The sequence below is a fragment of the Kribbella sp. CA-293567 genome (assembly GCF_027627575.1).
In the GTDB taxonomy this organism is placed as follows: Bacteria; Actinomycetota; Actinomycetes; order Propionibacteriales; family Kribbellaceae; genus Kribbella.
In genome coordinates, this window is sequence record NZ_CP114065.1 from 1,565,020 (window position 1) to 1,581,168 (window position 16,149).

The window sequence follows — 16,149 nt, forward strand, 5'->3', positions numbered from 1 at the left end:
AGTCCCGCCGGTCGTTCAGTCTTGCGCTCGGTCACGCTCAGCCGCGGTGCCGTGGCGGGGGTTGGTCAGTGGTGCAGGTCCGGCTAGCTCCGGCTGTCGGCGGTGTCGTCGAGTCGCTCGGGCACGGGCGGGGCTTGCGGGGCCGGATTTCTGCGGTTGGTGAGCTTGCGGGCGACCGGTTCGGTGAAGCGGGCGGTGATCGGGCCGAGGATGACCAGAATCAGCACGTACGCCGTCGCCAGTGGGCCCAGCCGGGGCTCGACCCCGACTGCCAGCCCGGCGATGACGATCGAGAATTCGCCGCGCGCGACCAAGGTGCCGCCCGCACGCCAGCGACCGGCCGACTTCACGCCGGCCTTGCGAGCGGCGTACCAGCCGGTGGCGATCTTGGTCAGCGCGGTCACCACCGCGAGGGCCAGGGCGACTCCGAGCACCGGCGGAATCTCCGCGGGGTCGGTGCTCAGCCCGAAGAAGACGAAGAACACCGCGGCGAACAGGTCCCGCAACGGGCTGAGCAGACTGCGTGCGCCCTTCGCGACCTCACCCGACAGCGCGATGCCGACCAGGAACGCGCCGACCGCCGCCGACACCTGCAACTGCTGGGCGACGCCCGCGACCAGCAGCGTCAGTCCGAGCACGACGAGCAGCAGCATCTCCGGATTGTCGGAGGAGACCGCCCGGCTGATCACCCGCCCGTAGCGCAGGGCGACGAACAGCACGACACTCACCGTGCCCAGCGAGATCAGGAGCGTCACGCTGCCGCCGGCCAGTCCGACGCCCGCCAGCAGCGCGGTCAGGATCGGCAGATAGACGGCCATCGAGAGATCCTCGAGCACCAGGATCCCCAGCACCACCGGCGTCTCCCGGTTACCGAGCCGGCCGAGGTCGCCGACCACTTTCGCGATCACGCCCGACGAGGAGATCCAGGTGACGCCGGCCAGCGCGACGGCCGCGACCGGGCCCCAGCCGAGCATCAGCGCAACGGCCGCGCCCGGCAACGCGTTCAGCAGGAAGTCGACGACACCGGACAGGTACTGCGTCTTCAGCGTGCCGACCAGATCGGCCGCCGTGTACTCGAGACCGAGCAGCAACAGCAGCAGGATCACGCCGATCTCGGCGCCGGTGGCGACGAACTCCTCGGACGCGTCCAGGGGCAGCAGCCCGCCGTGGCCGAAGGCCAGCCCGGCCAGCAGGTAGAGGGGAATCGGTGAGAACCCGACCCGGCCGGCGATCCGGCCGAGGATGCCGAGGGCGAGCAGGAGGGCGCCGAGTTCGATCAGCAGGGCGGTGAGATCATGCATGCTCAGCCTCCCGTGATCAGTCCGGCGACGGCATCGACGCCCTCACGGGTGCCGACGACGACGATGGTGTCGCCGATCGCGAACCGGAAGTCCGGGGCCGGTGACGGCACCGCTCCGGTCCGGCGCAGGACCGCCACGATCGACGCGCCGGTCCGGCTGCGTGCCTGGGTGTCACCGAGCGTGCGGCCGGAGTACGGCGAACGGCTGGTGATCGGGATCTGCTCGGTGATCAGGTCGATCTCGATGTCGCCGTGCAGCGGCGCCAGCGGTGCGGGGATCAGCAATTGACCCAGCGCGCTGGCTTCGGCCGGGCCGAGCGGCACACTGCCCAGGCAACTGTCGTCGTCCTCGGGATCGTGGAAGCCCAGAAAGCGCCGGCCGTCGGTGTGCACCACCAGGGACACGTGCCTGCCGCCGTCGGTGGTGAAGTCGTAACGAGTGCCGATCCCGGGCAGCGTCGTCCTGGTCGGGTGGTCCATGAGTTGTTCACTCCCGCAATAGGTGGCGTCTGCAACCATTCTCCCTCATTCGCCCAACCGGTGACCGCCAGATCCAGATCGAATCCTGTGAAGTGGCTTGCAATCAGGTGCAGTGCAACTAGTTGCATAGGTATGGTCGCGGCATGGCTCTCGAACACGCGATCCTCGTCTCGCTGACCGAGCGCGCCGGGTCCGGGTACGAGCTCGCCCGGCGCTTCGACCGCTCGATCGGGTACTTCTGGCCCGCGACCCACCAGCAGATCTACCGCGTACTGCGCCGGATGGGTGACGCCGGCTGGGTTACTCACACCGAGATCGCGCAGGACGGCCGCCCGGACAAGAAGGTGTACGAGGTCTCCGCGGCCGGTCGTGACGAGCTCACCCGCTGGCTCGCCGAGCCTGTCGACCCGGCGATTCTCCGCGACGGCCTGGGCGTGAAGCTCCGCGGCGCCTCGCTGGGCGACGCCGCCGCGGTACTGCGGGAGGTCGAGCGTCACCGCGCCGAGCATGCGAGCCGGCTGGAGATCTACCGCGGCATCCAGCGGCGCGACTTCCCCAAGCCGGACCAGCTGGCCGGCCGCGAGTTGCATCAGTACCTCGTCCTGCGCGGGGGAGTCCGCGCGGAGGAGTCCTTCGTGGCGTGGTGCGACGAAGTCATTCAGGCGATGCGATCGGAGCGCACCTCGTGAGCGAGCGAACCAGTGACACAGCCGAGTACCCGAACCTGCTGGCCCCGCTCGACCTCGGCCACGTCACGCTGAAGAACCGGGTGATCATGGGGTCGATGCACACCGGTCTGGAAGATCGGGCCAAGGACCTGCCGAAGCTCGCCGCGTACTTCGCCGAGCGGGCCCGCGGCGGCGTCGGCCTGATCGTCACCGGCGGCTACGCGCCGAACCGGACCGGCTGGCTGACCCCGTTCGGCTCGAAGCTGACCACTCACCGGGAAGCCCGCGGGCATCGGCTGGTGACGGACGCCGTCCACGCCGAGGGTGGGCTGATCGCGCTGCAGATCCTGCACGCGGGGCGGTACTCCTACCACCCGTTCAGCGTCTCGGCCTCGGCCCGGAAGGCGCCGATCAACCCGTTCAAACCGCGGGCGTTGTCGGATCGCGGCGTACGGCGGCAGATCGCGGCGTACGTCGACTGCGCCGCGCTGGCCCGCGAGGCGGGCTACGACGGTGTCGAGGTGATGGGCTCCGAGGGGTACTTCATCAACCAGTTCCTCGCCGAGCGGACCAACAAGCGCAGCGACCGTTGGGGTGGCAGCGCGGAGAACCGGCGGCGGCTCGCCGTCGAGATCGTCCGGGGCATCCGGGAGCGGGTCGGCCCGGACTTCCTGATCATCTACCGGCTGTCGATGGCCGACCTGGTCGAAGGTGGGCAGGACTGGGACGAGGTCGTTGCCTTGGGCCAGGAGATCGAGCGGGCCGGGGCTTCGATCATCAACACCGGGATCGGCTGGCACGAGGCCCGGGTGCCGACCATCGTGACCTCGGTACCGCGGGCGGCGTTCACCTCCATCACGGCGTCGTTCCGGCCGCACGTCTCGATCCCGGTGGTCACCTCGAACCGGATCAACCTGCCGCAGGTCGGCGAAGAGGTGCTGGCCCGCGGTGACGCCGACCTGATCAGCATGGCCCGCCCGTTCCTGGCCGATCCGGAGTGGGTGCTCAAGGCAACTACCTCGCGGGCGGACGAGATCAACGTCTGCATCGCCTGCAACCAGGCCTGTCTGGATCACGTCTTCGCCAAACGCAAGGCGAGCTGCATGGTGAATCCCCGCGCCGCCCGTGAGACGGAGCTGGTGCTGCTGCCGACCCGTCGTACCCGCAGGATCGCCGTCGTCGGCGCCGGCCCGGCCGGTCTCTCCGCCGCCGTCACCGCCGCCGAGCGTGGCCACGACGTCGAGCTTTTCGAAGCGGACAACGAGATCGGCGGCCAGTTCGGCATCGCGCGCCGGATCCCGGGCAAGGAGGAGTTCGCCGAGACCATCCGGTACTACGAACGCCGCCTCGAACTGACCGGCGTCAAGCTCCATCTCGGCCACCGCGCCGTCGCCGCCGACCTCGAAGGCTTCGACGAGGTGATCGTGGCCACCGGTGTCGTGCCCCGGATCCCGGCCATCCCCGGCATCGACCACGAGAAGGTCGTCTCGTACGTCGACGTCGTCCGCCACGGCCACCCGGTCGGCCGCTCGGTCGCCGTCATCGGCGCCGGCGGAATCGGCGTGGACGTGAGCGAGTTCATCACCACCATCGACTCCCCGACGCTCGACCTGGCGGCGTGGAAGGCCGAATGGGGCGTCACGGACCCGCTGTCGGCACCCGGCGCCCTGACCGAACCGCGCCCCGAACCCTCGCCCCGCAAGGTCTACCTGCTGCAACGCAAACCGGGCAAGATCGGCGCCGGCCTCGGCAAGACCACCGGCTGGGTCCATCGCGCCGCGCTGAAGAACAAGCAGGTCGAGCAGCTCACCTCGGTCAACTACGAGCGCATCGACGACGAAGGCCTGCACGTCACCTTCGGCCCCAAGCACGAGAATCCCCGGGTCCTGGCGGTCGACACCATCATCGTCTGCGCCGGCCAGGAGCCGGTCCGCGACCTCGCCACTCCCACCACCCACGTCATCGGCGGCGCCCACCTGGCCACCGAGCTGGACGCCAAACGAGCGATCTCCCAAGGCACCGAACTGGCCGCGAAGCTCTGACAATCGTGCTGCCCGAGGGAAAGACGCGTAGTCGATCGGCTACCTGTCGTGAGGCTGACATTGCGAGTTAGGTGAGGCTATCCTTCAAGCCATGCAGGAGTCTGTGGGGCTGGCCGGGGTCGAGCTCTGTCTCGGATATCACGGCAAGCAGGTGGTGGACGGAGCGTCGCTGGAGATCGCGGCGGCCGGCGTCACCGCGTTAGTGGGACCGAACGGCAGCGGGAAGTCGACGCTGCTGCGGGCGCTTGCGCGCCTGCACAAGCCGGACGCGGGGGAGATCGCCTTTCCCGGCGGGGAGTCCGCTCTGGCGCTGTCCTCGAAGGACTTCGCCCGCCGCGTGACGCTGCTCTCACAGTCCCGCCCGACCCCGAACGGCGTGAGTGTTCGCGACGTGGTCGGCTACGGCCGGCACCCGTACCGCGGACGCTGGCGGCACGACGACCCGGACGGCAACCGCGCCATCAGTCACGCGATGGACGTCACCGGGGTCACCTCGATGGCCGAGCGGTCCGTCGACGAACTGTCCGGCGGTGAGCTCCAGCGCGTCTGGCTGGCCACCTGCCTGGCTCAGGACACCGGCGTCCTGCTGCTCGACGAACCGACCACCTTCCTCGACCTGCGGTACCAGATCGAGATCCTCGACCTGATGCGCGATCTCGCCGACGACCACGGGGTTGCCGTCGGCGTGGTGCTGCACGACCTGAACCAGGCCGCGGCCGTCGCGGACCGGATCGCGCTGCTCGACCGGGGCCGGATCCGTGCCGCCGGTACGCCGGCCGAAGTACTGCGGGCGGACGCGTTGTCGGAGACCTACGGGATCCGGATCGAGGTCAGCACCGACCTGACGACCGGGCTGGTCAGCACCCAGCCCGTCGGCAGGCACCTGCAGCGACCCACCCTGCAGAAATCAGCACAGTAGAAGTCCGCACAGCAGAAGTCAGCGCAGTAACAACCAACCGAGGTCATCATGAAGAGAGTCACCGCACTTGCCGCCGCCGCACTGGCCTTGGTGCTGACGGCCTGTGGCAGCAGCGAGAACGTCACCCCGCAGGCGAACAGCAGCTCGGCGAACACCCAGCCGGTCTCGCTCACCGACGCGCGGAACAAGAAGATCGACCTCAAGGCGCCTGCCGCCAAGGTGGTCGGGCTGGAGTGGGGCGTCGTCGAAAGCGTCATCACGCTGGGCGTGATGCCGGTCGGCGTGGCCGACACCAAGGGCTACACCGGCTGGGTCTCCGCCGAGAAGCTCGACGCCACGGTGAAGAACGTCGGCACCCGTGGTGAATCGAGCGTGGACGCGATCGTCGCGCTGGACCCCGACCTGATCATCACCACCACCGACGAGTCGCCGGCCGCCATCACGCAGATGGAGAAGGCCGCGCCGGTGCTGGTGATCAAGGCCGCGGACGCGAAGAACGCGATCCCGCAGATGAAGTCGAACTTCGAGCTGATCGCCCAGGCGCTCGGCCGGTCCGAGCAGGCGAAGACGGTGCTCGCCGACTTCGACAAGAAGGTTGCCGACGGCAAGCAGAAGATCGCCGACGCGGGCAAGGCCGGTACGTCGTACACGATGGCGGACGGCTACAAGGAAGGCAGCACGATCTCGATCCGGATGTTCTCCGCCGGCTCGCTGCTCGGCGCGGTCGCGAACGAGCTCGGCCTGAAGAACGCCTGGCCCGACGCCGGCGACCCGTCCTACGGCCTGGCGACGACCGACATCGAGGGGCTGACCAAGCTCGAGGACGGCGAGTTCCTCTACATCGCCAACGACGGCGACGGCGGTGACGTGTTCGGCGGCGACCTGGCCCAGAACGCGATCTGGAAGAACCTGCCGTTCGTCCGGAGCGGCAACGTGCACCGGCTGGCCGACGGCATCTGGATGTTCGGCGGACCGAAGTCGACCGAGCAGTTCATCGACGCGACGGTGCAGGCAGTCACCTCTTGACCCAGCTGACCGCCCAGCGGCCCGACGAGCTCGCCACCGCGCCGCTGGAGCCCGTACGCCGGGTGCGCGTGGCGGGTGTGTTCGCCATCGCGGCCGCCGCGGTGGTGGTGCTGGCCGCGGTCCACCTGACCCAGGGCACGTCCTCGGTGAACGCCGGGGACCTGCTCAGGCTGGTGATCGGCCAGGGCACCGACAACTCCGCGAACGTGCTGGTCGCGTCGCGGCTTCCCCGGCTACTCGCCGGCATGCTGGTCGGTGTCGCTCTGGGCGTCGCCGGGGCTGGACTCCAGTCGCTGGCCAGGAATCCGCTGGCCTCACCGGACACCCTCGGCGTCAACGCGGGTGCCTACCTGGCGGTCGTGACGTTCGCGGCGTTCGGTGTCTCGTTGCCGACCCTGCCCGCGGGTGGAATCGCCTTCCTCGGCGGACTGGCAGCCGCGGTACTGGTGCTGGGGCTGTCGGCCGGTGGCACCGCCGGGCCGACCCGGTTGATTCTGGCCGGTTCGGCGGTCGCGATGGCGCTGGCGGGCGTGACCACGCTGCTGATGCTGCTGTACAAGGAAGAAACCGTCCGCTCGTTCGCCTGGGGAGCGGGCACGCTGGTGCAGACCGACCTCGTCGCGGTCCGGCAGATGGCGCCGATCGTTGCCCTTGGCATCATCGCGGCGCTGGTGCTGGCCCCGAAGCTGGACATCCTCGCCCTCGGCGACGACACCGCCTCGGTGCTCGGTGTCCGGGTCCGCCGGACCCGCGTGTGGATCACCCTCGTCACGGTCATGTTGTCGGCCGCGGCGGTGACGATCGCCGGTCCGGTCGGATTTGTCGGCCTGGTCGCGCCGGTGCTGGTCCGGCTGATCGCCCCGCTCGTGCCCGGGCTGATGCGGCACCGGGTGCTGCTGCCCCTGTCCGGGATCGCCGGCATCCTCGTGGTGCTCGCCTCGGACGTCGTACTGCGTGCCGTTCTCGGCGGACAGGCCGGCGTCGAGATCCCGACCGGCATCATGACCATGCTGGTCGGCGCGATCGTGCTCGTCTGGCTGGCCCGCCGGTTCCGCGACTCGGGTCCGAGCCGGCAGCAGGCGGGTGGCACGGGCGCCGGTCTGCGGACGCTGCGCACGTTCTGGATCGTCACCATCTCACTGAGCGTGCTGCTGGTGGGCGCGCTGGTGTTCGCGATGCTCGCGGGCGACGCCTTCCTGCGCACCGGCGACATCGCCAACTGGATCAACGGCCGGTCCGGCCGCGCGATCACCTACGTCCTCGACCAGCGCTTCCCGCGGGTGCTGTCGGCCGTCCTGTGCGGAGCGGCCCTCGCGATCGCCGGCGCCACGGTGCAGGCCGTCTGCCGCAACCCGCTGGCCGAGCCGGGCATCCTCGGGATCACCGGGGGTGCCGGCCTCGGCGCGGTGGTCGTTCTGATGGCGGTACCGACGGCCGGGATCTGGCTCCTGTCCGGCGTCGCCGCAGCGGCCGCGCTGGCCACCTTCGCGCTGGTCTACCTGGTCTCCTGGCGGGGTGGGCTCAGTTCGGACCGGCTGGTGCTGATCGGGGTCGGCGTCTCGTCGGCGACGACCGCGGTCATCACCTTCGTCATCGTCTACACCGATCCGTGGAACATCAGCCTCGCGATGACGTGGCTGTCCGGCAGCACCTACGGCCGGACCCTGCCGCAGCTCATCCCGGTGGCCGTCGCGCTGGTGGTGCTGACCCCGGTGATCGTGCTGGCCCGCCGAGAGCTGGACCTGCTCGCGCTGGACGACGACATCCCGCGCATCCTCGGCGTACGGCTGGAACGCACCCGGCTGATCGCCCTCGTCGGCGCGGCCCTGATGACCGCCGCCGCCGTCTCGGCGATCGGAGTGGTGGGCTTCGTCGGACTGGTCGCTCCGCACGCCGCCCGCGCTCTCGTGGGCGGACGGCACGCTCGCCTGCTGCCGGTCGCGGCGCTGCTCGGCGCAGTACTGGTCAGCGTCGCGGACAGTCTCGGCCGCACGGTGCTGGCGCCCGCGCAGATCCCCGCGGGACTGCTCACCGCGATGATCGGCGCGCCGTACTTCGTCTACCTGCTCTGGCGCACCCGCGCGGTCAAACTCTGACCGGTCGAACTCCGGCCGGTCAGCCGACCGCGTTGTCCTGCTTGTCGCGCTTGGCGGCCTTCTGGGCCTTCTTCCACTCGCGCACCTTGGCCAGTGACTCGGGACCGTCGATGTCGGCGACCGAGCGGGGGACGTCGTCGCCGAACTTGCCGGCCGCCTCCCGCCAGCCGTCCGGGGCGACACCCTGGGTCTTGGCCAGGATGGCGACGAAGATCTTCGCCTTCTCCTCGCCGTAGCCGGGCAGCGCGTGCAGCCGCCGGTACAGTTCGGCGCCGGTGTCGACGCCCTTCCAGAGGTTCGCCGCCTTGCCGCGGTACTCGTCGGTGAGCACGACACAGACCTGGTGGATCCGCTTGCCCATCGAGCCGGGGAACCGGTGGATCGACGGCTTCTCGGAACAGACGGCGACGAACTCCTCGACGTCCATCGCGGCGATCTTCCTCGCGTCCAGGTGACCGAGCCGTTCCTTCAGCTTGGCCGGACCGCCGAACGCCCACTCCATCGGCACCTGCTGGTCCAGCAGCATCCCGAGCAGCAGCGCGGTGCCGTCCTTGTTCAGCAGGCCGTCCGCGGCCTTGTCACCTGTGATGTAGAGCGTCCCGGGCATGCGCTCAGGTTACTGGCTGCGGGTTAACCCGTGCGACGGCCCGGATCTCCGCGGAAAAGCAGCCGGCATGCGGAGTCGCGGCCTATGCTCGGCCAGGGCAGGCGAGGGGAGGAGCGCGGATGGACATCCGGGATCTGGATCGGCGGGCCGGGGCGTTGCTGGGCGAGGTGGTCATGCAGGTGCGCGCCGAGCAGTTGTGGTTTCCCACCCCCTGCCCGGACTGGACCGTCCGCGGCCTGCTGCGGCACCTGGTCAGTGAGAACGAGGGCTTCGCCGCGGCGGCGACCGACGGTTCGGCGCCGGTGCAGACCTGGACCGGCGGGCGGCTCGGTGACAACCCCGCGGGGGCCTACCGCCGCTCGAACGTGCGCGTCGCGGAGGCCTTCGCCGACGGTGGCGCGCTCGACCGGCCGATGGAGGTCCGCGAGTTCGGCACCTTCCCCCGACGGGTCGCGCTGACCTTCCGGCAACTGGACTGCGTGGTGCACGCCTGGGACCTGGCCCGCGCGATCGACGCGCCGTACGACCCGCCGCAGGACATGGTCGAGATGGCGCTCGACCTGGCCCGCCGGATCCCCGACACAGACTCGACCAGAGGCCCCGGCGCCGCCTTCGAACGCAGCCTGAAGACTCCCGGCGACAGCGACGACCTGGCCACACTGCTCCGCCTGCTCGGCCGCAACCCGGACTGGATCTCACCGCTCGACTGAGAGCTTGAGTGTGATGGCGTCGGGTTGAGTGGCGGCGAGTCTGGTGAGCAGGCGGCTCAGCGGGCGTGAGGTCATCAGGCGGGTGCAGGCATCGCGGAGCCGGATGCCGGTTGCTGTCATCGGCATCGCGGCCGTGACGCCGCCCGGAGGGAGTTCCGTCCGCTGGTCGACATACGCCTGCAGCTCCCGCTGGTACGCCGGGAACGCCCGCGCGTGGTCGCCGTTGTGCGTCGCGAGTTCCCCGGCCAGGACGTAGGCGCCGACGAGAGACAGCGCAGTACCGTGGCCTGCCAGTGGTGAGCCGCAGTAGCCGGCGTCTCCGACCAGGACGATCCGGTCGCGGGACCACTCCGGTACGACGACGCGGCTGGTGGTGTCGAAGTAGAAGTCGTCGGCCTCACGCATCTCCGCCAACAGGTAGGGCGTGTGCCAGCCGGTGCCCGCGAACGTCCTGGTCAGCAGGTCCTTCTGATCGGCCTGGCCGAGGCGGGGAAGCAGTGGAGATCTGAAGCTGAGCAAGGCTTTCGCGTACTGCGGGTCGTGGTCCGGGCGGAGTCCGACCCAGCGGCCGCCGGGCGCGGAGTGGATCTTCATCCAGCCGTCGAGGGCTTCCGGAGCCCTGACGGTGAAGAAGGCGCCGTAACCACCCAGGTGCTGGACGTACTGCGACTCCGGCCCGAAAGCGAGCTTGCGGACGCGGGAGTGCACGCCGTCGGCACCGACGACGAGGTCGAAACGGCGCTGGATGCCGCTGCCGAAGGTGACTCTGACGCCGTCCGCGTCCTGGTCGAGCGCGGTGACCGAGTCGCCGTAGAGGTACTCGATGCCGGTCGAGGTGGCGTCCAGGAGAAGCTGGGAGAGGTCGCCGCGGAGGATCTCGATCTCGGCGACCGGGCCGGCGCCGTCGAGGAACTCCGCCGGGAGAGCGGCGGTGCGCCGGCCGTCCGCGCGGACGTAGGCCATCCCGCGCTCGTGCATCCGGCGGTCGAGGACCTGTGGCAGCAGGCCCATCCGCTCGACCACCTCGCGGGCGACGCCGCGGAGGTCGACGGTCTGGCCGCCGGGGCGGGGAGCGGCGGCCAGTTCGACGACGGTCGGCGTGAATCCGGCTCGGTGCAACCAGTAGGCGAGTGCGGGGCCGGCGATTCCGGCGCCGGAGATGAGGATCTGCATTGGCGGTTCCTTTGGTCGAGACAGTGCGCGTACGGTGTATAGGTGACAGCGTCACAGCCCACCGGGCAGGCTGCTCGAGTGCACTAGTTCGGAGGACGACATGTCGGCGCCCTACCAGCGGGTGGCAGCGGAGATCCGGCGCCTGATCAGCTCGGGGGAGCTGAAGTGCGGTGATCGGGTGCCGTCGACTCGTGCACTAGTGCGTGACCACGGGATTGCGATGGCGACCGCCACGAAGGTGCTGGCAACGCTGCAGCAGGAAGGCTTGATCCACTCCCGGCCAGGTGTCGGCACGGTGGTCGGTCCGCGTCCCGACGACGCCAATGCGCTCCGCAGTGCCGGGGCGGGTAGAGCCCGTGGCGCGCTTCCCGCTCCAGGGGTGCGTAGAGCGCGTGGCGCCCGGCGGGCGGGTGATGGGCTTTCTGCGGCTGGAGCGGGCGGCGCGCTGGAGTCCGGTGTGGCAGGCCAATTGAGCCGGGAACAGGTGGTGCGGACCGCGATGCGGATTGCCGACGCGGAAGGGCTTGGCGCGCTGTCCATGCGGCGGGTGGCGACTGAGCTCGGGGTGTCGACGATGGCGCTCTACCGCTATGTCGGCGGCAAGGACGCGCTGGTGCTGCAGATGGTGGATGCGGCGATCGGGGACTTCCCGTTACCGGATCAGCAGCCGGCCAGTTGGCGGGCCGGGATCGAGGCGGCGGCGCGACAGCAGTGGGCGGCGTACCGGGCTCATCTGTGGCTCGCGAGCGCGGTCAGCATCGGACGGCCGCAACTGTTGCCGAATCTGCTGCCGCACACCGACGCCGTACTGCGGGCGATCGCCGGGTTCGGGGTCGACTCCAGCACCTCCCTGTACGCCGCGATCACCGTCTTCGGTCATGTCCGCGGCGTCGCGCTCAATCTGGAGACCGAGGCGCAGGCCGAGCAGGACACCGGCCTGACGGCGGACGAGTGGGCCGACCAGCAGGCCGGACGGCTGGCGGCGCTGGTCGCCGAGCAGGATCTGGCCGGCTTCCGGGCGCTGGCGCAGCCGGACGGGTTCGACTTCGACTTCGACCTGGACCAGTTGTTCGAGTTCGGTCTCGGAATCGTCCTCGACGGGCTGGCGGTGAAGCTCCAACGGCTGCGGACGCCGCTACGCTGAGTATCGGCAGTGCCGCAGGTTGTCCGACAGGGAGGTGCGATGGGCCCGGAACCGGTGTTCGCGCCGGACGTGCCGGCGGAGGTCCGCCGGCTGTTCGAGCGGAAACCCGAGCTGTTCGTGCCCGCGAGCCACGCCAAGCCGAAACGGCAGACCCCCTGGTCGACCGAACCGGCCGCCACCTTCGGCTCGTTGCTGGGCTGGCTCGCGGTCTGCGTCGGTGGCTGGATCCTCGCGCTGATCATCTTCGCCGTCACTCTGCCGACGGCCGTCGCGGCCTGGGCGGCGCTCGCCCTCGCGGTCGTCGCGGTGGTCGCCACCGGCGCTGTCGGCGTCGGTTCGGCGGTCGAGAACCGCAGCCGGAAGGCGGTCCGGCGGCAGCACGGGAACTACCTGCTGGCCGACGACTTCGACGACAGCGCCGGCCGGTTGCTGGCCCGCGCCCAGCACGCCGTCAAAACGGTGCTAGAGGCAACAGTCACCCGGCGTGGCCTGCTCGACGACGTCCAGAACGAACTGGTCCTGCCCGAACAGCTCTGGGATGTCGGCCAGGTCCTGCACGAGCAGTCCGTACTCCGGGCCCGCCAGCGCGACGTCGCCCGCGGCATGGCCACCGCCGAGCTGGATGCGGTGCTCGGGCCGCAGCGTCGCGCCCTCGCCCGTTCGGTCGGCGCGATCGAACGCAAGGTCGAACTGCTGGAGCGCTACGCCGCCCGGGTCCGCTCAGCCGATGCCGCCCTTCGCGCCGAGGCCGCGCTCGAGGACGGCGACCGCTACATCGAACTCCTGGCCCGCACCGAACCAGCCGGCGACACCTCGGTGGTGCAGGGGTTCGCCGACGAGGCGGCGGTGCTCAAGGACACCCTCTCCCGCAGCATCACCGCGGCCCGGGACGCCGGCCGGACGCTCGCGCTGCCGGACTAGGGTGCTGGCATGACTGGAACAGTGGTAGTTGCCGGAGGTACTGGTGGGCTGGGGTCGGCGGTGACCGCGGAGTTCCTCGCGGCGGGCTGGCGGGTCGTCGTACCGGGACGGTCGGAGAAGTCGCTGGCCGAGCTGGGGCCCGCCGAGGCGCTGCACACGCTGGTCGCCGATCTGGCCGACCCGGCCGGCGCTGCCGAGGTGGCACGGGTGGCCGGGGCGGACGAGGCGGCGCCGGTGCGGGCGCTGGTCAACCTCGTCGGAGGATTCTCCGCCGGGGCGCGGGTGCACGAGACGCCGATCGAGGAGTTCGAGCAGCAGTTGACGGTCAACCTGCGGCCGACGTACCTGATCACTCAGGCGGTGCTGCCGTTGCTGATCGCCGCGGGTGGCGGCTCGATCACCTGTACGTCGAGCGGAGCGGCGGTCAAGCCGTTCCCGGGCGCGGCCGGCTACATCACCGCGAAGGCCGGGGTGCTGGCCTTCGTCGACGCGCTCACGGTGGAGTACGCGAAGGACGGGATCCGGGTGAACGCGATCCTGCCGGGCACGATCGACACCCCGGTCAACCGCCGCGTGATGCCCGAGGCCGACACCAGCGGATGGACGCCGCCGGCCCAGATCGCGACCGTCGTCCGTCTGCTGGCCGAGACTCCCGGCCTGACGGGTGCTCACCTCCCGGTCTGATCTCCGCTGAGGTAAACCGTTCGGACCTCCCCGGCGTCTGAAGAAGTGTGCGGCCTGGGTACTGGACGCACACCACGGGCGGACAGGGGAGGTCATGGGGCGTCGGGGCAGTGCTCAGAGCGGCGCCGACGGCTCGGAAGATCCTGCGCCGGAAACCATCCTTGTCTCGGCTGCGTCCGACCCGGATGCTGGAGGAGCAGGTACTGGGGATGCTGCAAACCGGGGGGACGGTGCGCGGGTGGGGGACGAGAGCGGAAGTCAGCGGGATCGGCGAGCGGCCGAGCGGATAGCCCGGCGCGCCCGGACCGTGCCGCGCTCCCTGGGCCTCACCCTGGTGAGCGCACTGCTGCCGGGAGCCGGGCTGATCATCGGTGGGCGCCGGAAGCTGGGCGCGTTCGTGCTGACGCTGACCCTCGGGCTGGTCGGGCTCGGTGTGTACGTCGGGCTCACCCGCCGCGACGAGGTGCTGGCCGCTGCCGTCGTGCCGAGCCGGTTGCTGGTCACCAGTGTGGTGATCGGCGCCATCGCGCTGGCCTGGATCCTGGTGATCGTCGGCTCGCACCGGTTGTTGCGTCCGGCAACGGCTGCGCCGGCTGGCCGGGCCGTCGGTGCGCTGCTGGTCGGCATGCTGTGTTTCGCCATCGCCGCGCCGGCCGCGGTCGCCGTCCAGAGCGTGCTGGCCCAGCGAGACCTGGTCGAGAACGTGTTCGTCTCGCAGGGCGAGAGCAAGAGCGCGACCCGGCCGACGACCGTCAACGTGAAGGATCCGTGGGAGAACAGGCCGCGACTCAACCTGCTGCTGCTCGGCGGTGACGACGCCAAGGACCGGGTCGGCGTCCGGACCGACACCGTGATCGTGGCCAGTATCGACACCAGGACCGGGGACACCGCGCTGATCTCGATGCCGCGGCAGCTCACCTTCATGCCGTTCCCCAAGGACTCGCCGCTGCGCAGGTTCTACCCGAACGGCTTCGGCAAGGAGGGGCTCAGCCTCGAGGGCCGGCTGGAGTGGATGCTGACCGCGATGTACCAGAACATTCCCGCGGCACACCCCGGCATCCTCGGCCCGTCGGACAACGAGGGCGCCGACGTGCTCAAGCAGTCGGTCGGCGAGGCGGTCGGCCTCGAGCTCGACTACTACCTGCAGGTCAACCTGCAGGGCTTCGACCAGATCGTCGACGCGCTCGGTGGGATCACCGTCAACGTCAACGAGCGGGTCGCGATGGGCGGCGTCAGCAGTTCGCACATCCCGCCGAGCGACTGGATCGAGGCGGGACCCAAGCAGCATCTGGACGGGTACCACGCGCTCTGGTTCGCCCGCGGCCGCTACGGCGCCGCCGACGACCAGCGGCAGATCCGGCAGCGCTGCGCGATCAAGGGGATCGTCGACGCCGCCGACCCGCGGACGCTGGCGACGAAGTACCAGGCGATCGCGAGGGCGGGGAAGAACCTGCTCCGTACCGACATCCCGCAGGAGCTGCTGCCGGCGCTGATCCAGCTGGCGATGAGGGTGAAGGGCGGGACGGTCTCGAACATCTCGCTGGACGTGTCGAAGCTGAAGTTGAAGTACCTGCATCCGGACTACGAAGGGCTCCGGGCGACGGTCGCGGCCGCACTCGAGCCGAAGCCGGAGGCGCCGATCACCTCCGCGCCGCCGAGCACTCCGTCCACCGAGACCCCCAAGAAGCTCCTCCGGCCCGCCACCGGCAAGATCACGCCGCCGCCGCCCACCGAGGACCTGGAAGACGCGTGTGCCTACCGCCCCGCGGGTGACCAGCCGAACTGAGTGTCAGAAGCCGTGACGCAGGCATCTGAAACTTTTGTTCGGCGTGGATGTCGATCCGGCGGTGACCCGGTCGACGTGAGATCAAAGGATCGACACCACGACGAGGGAGTTTCCGCGATGCGTTACATGATCATCAACAAGGCCGACGCCGACACCGAAGCCGGCCGGATGGTGAGCCAGCAGGTCGCCGAGGGGGTCGGCAAGGTCGTCGACGACCTGACGAAGGCGGGGGTGCTGCTGTTCGCGGAGGGTGTACACCGCAGTGCGCTCGGAGCCCGGGTGAAGGTCGCCGGCGGCAAGCGCACTGTCACCGACGGGCCGTTCGCCGAGACCAAGGAGCTGATCGGCGGCATCATCGTGGTCGACGTCCGCACCCGTGACGAGGCGGTCGAGTGGGCTGCCCGGCTGGCGGAGGTGCTCGGCAACGAGGTGGAGGTCCGCCGGGTCGTCGAGGAAGCCGACTTCGCGCCGGACGCCGGGGTCTTCCAGAGCTGACGCCGGAGTTTCCGGAGCTGACGCCGGGGTTTTCCGGAGCTGGTGGGTCCGCAAGACCGCGTCGCTTGCTGTCGGGGCCGGGGTGCTGTTCTATCGGT

15 protein-coding genes are annotated in these 16,149 nt (G+C 70.1%); 11 read left to right on the top strand and 4 right to left on the bottom strand.

The window, feature by feature from the left end:
• Window positions 1-83 precede the first annotated feature (83 nt).
• Window positions 84-1,301 carry a cation:proton antiporter gene (locus tag OX958_RS07555; RefSeq protein ID WP_270136459.1) on the bottom strand — a complete coding sequence of 406 codons (1,218 nt, stop codon included), beginning with the start codon at window positions 1,299-1,301 and terminating at the stop codon, window positions 84-86.
• A 2-nt stretch (window positions 1,302-1,303) separates the two neighbouring features.
• Complete coding sequence (locus tag OX958_RS07560; RefSeq protein WP_270136460.1) at window positions 1,304-1,819, bottom strand: cation:proton antiporter regulatory subunit; 516 nt, start codon at window positions 1,817-1,819, stop codon at window positions 1,304-1,306.
• A 104-nt stretch (window positions 1,820-1,923) separates the two neighbouring features.
• Here OX958_RS07560 and OX958_RS07565 point away from each other — a divergent pair, with 104 nt between their 5' ends.
• The 5 genes from OX958_RS07565 to OX958_RS07585 all read left to right on the top strand — a co-directional run bounded on the left by OX958_RS07565 (window position 1,924) and on the right by OX958_RS07585 (window position 8,531).
• On the top strand, window positions 1,924-2,469 hold the full coding sequence (locus tag OX958_RS07565; protein ID WP_270136461.1) for a PadR family transcriptional regulator: 546 nt from the start codon (window positions 1,924-1,926) through the stop codon (window positions 2,467-2,469).
• Window positions 2,466-4,490, top strand: coding sequence for an NADPH-dependent 2,4-dienoyl-CoA reductase (locus OX958_RS07570; protein ID WP_270136462.1), 2,025 nt, complete (start codon window positions 2,466-2,468; stop codon window positions 4,488-4,490). The genes OX958_RS07565 and OX958_RS07570 overlap by 4 nt, the downstream gene beginning before the upstream one ends.
• Before the next feature lie 91 nt (window positions 4,491-4,581).
• The gene (locus tag OX958_RS07575; RefSeq protein WP_270136463.1) at window positions 4,582-5,409 is read left to right on the top strand and encodes an ABC transporter ATP-binding protein; all 828 of its coding nucleotides are present in this window, start codon (window positions 4,582-4,584) and stop codon (window positions 5,407-5,409) included.
• 48 nt (window positions 5,410-5,457) lie between these two features.
• Entirely contained in the window at window positions 5,458-6,435 is a 978-nt protein-coding gene (locus tag OX958_RS07580) for an ABC transporter substrate-binding protein (protein ID WP_270136464.1), read from the top strand.
• Window positions 6,432-8,531, top strand: a complete 2,100-nt coding sequence (locus OX958_RS07585; protein ID WP_270136465.1) for an iron ABC transporter permease — start codon at window positions 6,432-6,434, stop codon at window positions 8,529-8,531. Before OX958_RS07580 ends, OX958_RS07585 begins: the two co-directional genes overlap by 4 nt.
• 19 nt (window positions 8,532-8,550) lie before the next feature.
• On the opposite strand, the gene OX958_RS07590 is transcribed toward OX958_RS07585, so the two are convergent.
• Window positions 8,551-9,138: an HhH-GPD-type base excision DNA repair protein gene (locus OX958_RS07590; RefSeq protein WP_270136466.1), complete on the bottom strand. Its 588-nt coding sequence runs from the start codon at window positions 9,136-9,138 to the stop codon at window positions 8,551-8,553.
• Between the two features lie 119 nt (window positions 9,139-9,257).
• Here OX958_RS07590 and OX958_RS07595 point away from each other — a divergent pair, with 119 nt between their 5' ends.
• The gene (locus tag OX958_RS07595) at window positions 9,258-9,848 is read left to right on the top strand and encodes a TIGR03086 family metal-binding protein (RefSeq protein WP_270136467.1); all 591 of its coding nucleotides are present in this window, start codon (window positions 9,258-9,260) and stop codon (window positions 9,846-9,848) included.
• Here the strand turns inward: OX958_RS07595 and OX958_RS07600 are convergent.
• Entirely contained in the window at window positions 9,834-11,021 is a 1,188-nt protein-coding gene (locus OX958_RS07600; RefSeq protein ID WP_270136468.1) for an FAD-dependent monooxygenase, read from the bottom strand. The two genes, OX958_RS07595 and OX958_RS07600, sit on opposite strands and share 15 nt — an antisense overlap.
• 100 nt (window positions 11,022-11,121) lie before the next feature.
• On the opposite strand from OX958_RS07600, the gene OX958_RS07605 reads away from it, so the two are divergent.
• From OX958_RS07605 to OX958_RS07625, 5 genes are all read left to right on the top strand, one after another.
• The gene (locus OX958_RS07605; RefSeq protein WP_270136469.1) at window positions 11,122-12,165 is read left to right on the top strand and encodes a GntR family transcriptional regulator; all 1,044 of its coding nucleotides are present in this window, start codon (window positions 11,122-11,124) and stop codon (window positions 12,163-12,165) included.
• A gap of 39 nt (window positions 12,166-12,204) precedes the next feature.
• On the top strand, window positions 12,205-13,086 hold the full coding sequence (locus OX958_RS07610; protein ID WP_270136470.1) for a hypothetical protein: 882 nt from the start codon (window positions 12,205-12,207) through the stop codon (window positions 13,084-13,086).
• A gap of 9 nt (window positions 13,087-13,095) precedes the next feature.
• Window positions 13,096-13,770 carry an SDR family NAD(P)-dependent oxidoreductase gene (locus OX958_RS07615; RefSeq protein ID WP_270136471.1) on the top strand — a complete coding sequence of 225 codons (675 nt, stop codon included), beginning with the start codon at window positions 13,096-13,098 and terminating at the stop codon, window positions 13,768-13,770.
• A gap of 238 nt (window positions 13,771-14,008) precedes the next feature.
• Window positions 14,009-15,556 carry an LCP family protein gene (locus OX958_RS07620; RefSeq protein WP_270136472.1) on the top strand — a complete coding sequence of 516 codons (1,548 nt, stop codon included), beginning with the start codon at window positions 14,009-14,011 and terminating at the stop codon, window positions 15,554-15,556.
• A gap of 117 nt (window positions 15,557-15,673) precedes the next feature.
• Window positions 15,674-16,051 (top strand): YciI family protein, encoded by a 378-nt coding sequence (locus tag OX958_RS07625; protein ID WP_270136473.1) that lies wholly within the window; start codon window positions 15,674-15,676, stop codon window positions 16,049-16,051.
• Window positions 16,052-16,149 lie beyond the last annotated feature (98 nt).